This window comes from Stenotrophomonas sp. Sm2128 (genome assembly GCF_030985535.1).
GTDB classification, from domain to species: domain Bacteria; phylum Pseudomonadota; class Gammaproteobacteria; order Xanthomonadales; family Xanthomonadaceae; genus Stenotrophomonas; species Stenotrophomonas maltophilia.
On sequence record NZ_JAPTFQ010000145.1, the window covers coordinates 1 to 3,503 of the forward strand.

General features: G+C 68.4%; 4 protein-coding genes and 1 tRNA gene. All 5 read right to left on the reverse strand.

Going from position 1 to position 3,503, the window contains the following annotated elements:
• Positions 1-157: 157 nt before the first annotated feature.
• Positions 158-232: transfer RNA gene (locus O0K41_RS22080), tRNA-Val, on the reverse strand.
• 111 nt (positions 233-343) lie between these two features.
• Entirely contained in the window at positions 344-697 is a 354-nt protein-coding gene (locus tag O0K41_RS22085) for a PilZ domain-containing protein (RefSeq protein ID WP_108270517.1), read from the reverse strand.
• Positions 694-1,650: a DNA polymerase III subunit delta' gene (locus O0K41_RS22090; RefSeq protein WP_164221358.1), complete on the reverse strand. Its 957-nt coding sequence runs from the start codon at positions 1,648-1,650 to the stop codon at positions 694-696. The genes O0K41_RS22085 and O0K41_RS22090 overlap by 4 nt, the downstream gene beginning before the upstream one ends.
• Positions 1,647-2,312: a dTMP kinase gene (gene tmk / locus O0K41_RS22095; RefSeq protein ID WP_005412450.1), complete on the reverse strand. Its 666-nt coding sequence runs from the start codon at positions 2,310-2,312 to the stop codon at positions 1,647-1,649. Before tmk ends, O0K41_RS22090 begins: the two co-directional genes overlap by 4 nt.
• Positions 2,309-3,370: an endolytic transglycosylase MltG gene (gene mltG, locus O0K41_RS22100; RefSeq protein WP_049403323.1), complete on the reverse strand. Its 1,062-nt coding sequence runs from the start codon at positions 3,368-3,370 to the stop codon at positions 2,309-2,311. Before mltG ends, tmk begins: the two co-directional genes overlap by 4 nt.
• Positions 3,371-3,503: the final 133 nt, after the last annotated feature.

Genomic DNA, 3,503 nt, shown 5'->3' on the forward strand with positions numbered 1-3,503 from the left:
GGGCGTGCGGGCATCCGGCAGCAGCGCACTGCGGGCATCGCTCAATCGGTAAATCACCGGAAAGAGGGTGATTTAAACCCTGCTGTTACCGTGCAGTTACGAAAAAGCCGGCTCAAGGCCGGCTTCTTCATAACACCTGAAAAATCAGGGCTTTATTTGGTGGGCGGTACAGGGATCGAACCTGTGACCCTTGCCGTGTGAAGGCAATGCTCTACCGCTGAGCTAACCGCCCGGTGTGTTGCTGAGCCGCTCATTATAGGGGCTTTTCAGAGGCCGTCAACACTTTTTCACATTCGTGTTCACGGGCGTTTCGAGGCATGCAGCCGCATGGCCCGGCGCCACCTCACATCGTGTGGGTCGGCTTGTCCGAGCCGGTCAGCCCGGCCAGCAGGGTCTCGATCTTGTGGCGCACGCCCTCGCCTTCGGGACCATCGGCCAGCTGCACGCCGATGCCGGCGGTGCGGTTGCCCTGTGCGCCGGCCGGGGTCACCCAGATCACCTTGCCGGCCACCGGCAGGCGCTCGCTGGAATCGGGCAGGGTCAGCAGCAGGAACACCTCGTCGCCCAGGAAGTAGCGCTTGGGCGTGGGCACGAAGATGCCGCCGTTCTTCACGAATGGCATGTACGCGCTGTACAGCGCGGCTTTGTCCTTCACGGCCAGGGACAGGATGCCCTGGCGGGCGTTGCTGGCACTCATCGATTTCCCCTTGCGGCAGGCCGCTCGTTCACCTTGTTCCAGGCCAGCAGCAACTCGACCACCGCAAGGTCTGCACGCACCGTGGTGCGCAGCAGGTCGCGGGTGCGGTTGGCCGCATCGAACCAGGCTGCAAGCTTGTGCAATCGCTCCGGCGTGGTCAAGGCATCGGTGCTGGCCTGGGCCAGCGCCAGGTCGGCGGCAAAGCGCAGGCGCAGCGCCGCGTTGTCATCACCACACCACTTCTGCGCCAGCTCCACCGCGCCGGCCTTGCCTGCGGCCAGCTGTTCCAGCTCGCGGCCTACCTCGCGGCGCAGGCTCAGGCCGTCTTCGCGCAGCCAGTTGTCGGCCTGCCCGGGATGGCCACGCGCCGCGTCCAGCGCTTCGCGCGCCGATGCTTCGCTGTGGCCCTGCTGCTGCAGCCAGGCCAGCGCTTCGTGCTGCGGCGGCAGCTTGAATTCCAGGCGCTGGCAACGGCTGCGGATGGTCTGCGGCAGTCGTGCCGGGTCGCTGCTGATCAACCACAGGTAGCGGCCGGGCTGCGGCTCTTCCAGCGTCTTCAGCAGCGCGTTGGCCGCCGAGCGGTTGATCGCATCGGCCGGATCGACGATCACCACCTGCGCGACGCCGTACTGCGGGGTCAGCGCCAGCTTGTCGGTGATCTCGCGCACCTGCTCGATGACGATCTCGGTACGCAGCTTGTCGCCGCTCTTGTTCGGAATGAAGCTGACCAGCTGCAGGTCCGGATGGGTACCGGCGGCGATCAGCTGGCGCGTGCGCGTGGCATGCGCGGCATCACCGCGCGCCAGCACGTGGTCGGCCAGCGCCAGTGCCACCTCGCGCTTGCCCAGCCCGGCCGGGCCGCAGATCAACAGGCCATGGCCGAGGCGACCCGCATCGAGCGCGGCCACGGTCTGGTCGAACGCGCGCTGCTGCCAAGGCGAAAACGTGCTCATGCGCCCTCCCCGTCCTGCAGCCAGCGCTCGACACGCGCGACCACATCGGCGGCCACGCGCGCCTGCTCCTGGCCGGCGTCGATCAACGCGAAGCGCTGCGGGTCCTGCTGTGCGCGGCTGCGGAACACTTCGCGCACGCGCTGGAAGAAATCATCCTGTTCGCTCTCGATGCGGTCCGGCCACAGGTCACGGCCATTGGCGCGTGCCCGGCCGACGGCCACGTCCACGTCCAGCAGCAGGGTCAGGCCCGGCAGCAGGCCCACCGCGCGGCGCTCCAGATCGGCAATCCACTGCGGGTCGAGGCCACGGCCACCGCCCTGGTAGGCATAGCTGGAATCGGTGAAACGATCGCTCAGCACATAGGCACCGCGCTGCAGCGCCGGCTGGATCACCTGGCGCACATGCTGCGCGCGCGCGGCGAACACCAGCAGCAGCTCGGCTTCGGCGCTGAGCGGTTCGGCGGCGATCTCGGCATCGGGCTTCAGCACCAGGCCACGGATGCGCTCGGCCAGCGGCGTACCGCCCGGCTCGCGGGTCAGTACCACCTCATGACCGTGGCTGCGCAGGCAGTCACGGATGGCATTGATGGCAGTGGTCTTGCCCGCGCCCTCGCCGCCTTCCAGGCTGACGAAACGCGGGTGGCGAAGCAGCGCGGGACTCATTGCGCCGGGGTCTCCTGGGTACGTTGCTGGCGCAGCTGCTGCAGGTAGCGGGCGACTGCGGCGTTGTGCTGGTCCAGGCTGGGCGAGAACACGTGCGCGCCGCTGCCATCGCCCACCGCGACGAAGTACAGCGCGTCGCCCGCCGCGGGTTGCGCGGCCGCCATCAGCGCGTCGCGGCTGGGCATCGCGATCGGGGTCGGGGTCAGGCCGGCACGGGTGTAGGTGTTGTAGGGCGTATCGGTGGTCAGGTCGCGACGGCGGATGTTGCCGTCATACGCGGCACCGAGGCCGTAGATCACGGTCGGGTCGGTCTGCAGGCGCATGCCGATCTTCAGGCGGCGCATGAACACGCCGGCAATCTGCGGGCGTTCGCTGGCCAGCGCGGTTTCCTTCTCGATGATCGAGGCCATCGTCAACAGCTCGTAGGGCGTGTTGATCGGCAGGTCCGGCGCACGGCTTTCCCAGGCCTCATCCAGCGCCTTTTCCATTGCGGCATGGGCGCGCTTGAGCACGTCCAGATCGCTGTCGCCACGCTGGTAGACATAGGTCTCCGGCAGGAAGCGGCCTTCCGGATGCTGGCCACCGAAGCCGAGGCGCTGCATCAGCGCGGCATCATCAAGATTGTCGGTGGTGTGCAGCAGCGGCTCGGCGCGCTTGAGCGCAGCACGCAGCTGGCGGATGTTCCAGCCCTCGACGATGGTGACGCGGTGCTGCAGCACCTTGCCCGCGCGCATGCGCAGCAACAGCTCGCGCGGGGTCAGGTCGGCGCTGAGCGCGTACTCGCCCACTTTCAGTTTGCCGGCGGCGTCGAGCTGGCGCGCCAGCAGCTGCCATTGGGTGTCCTGGCCCTCGTCCACGCCGGCATCGCGCAGCTTGCGCAGCACGCTGTTCATGCCATCGCCGCTGGCGATGACCACGCTCTCGGCAGTCGGGGTGATCGGGGCATCGGCGAAACGCGTCTGCTGGTAGAAGAACCACGCGCCCACGCCGGCCACGACGGCGCCCAGCACCACCACCAGCGTTACCACGAACAGACACCCGCGCTTGGCTCCCGCCATGGACTACCTCTGAACTCGATTCCGTCGTGCAGGATACCGTGCCGGTGGATTGGGGTCATGACCGGGGCCACGCAGCCGTGGGGGGGGGGGGGCGGCGGGCCCCCCCCCCCCCCCCCCCCCCCCCCCCCCCGCC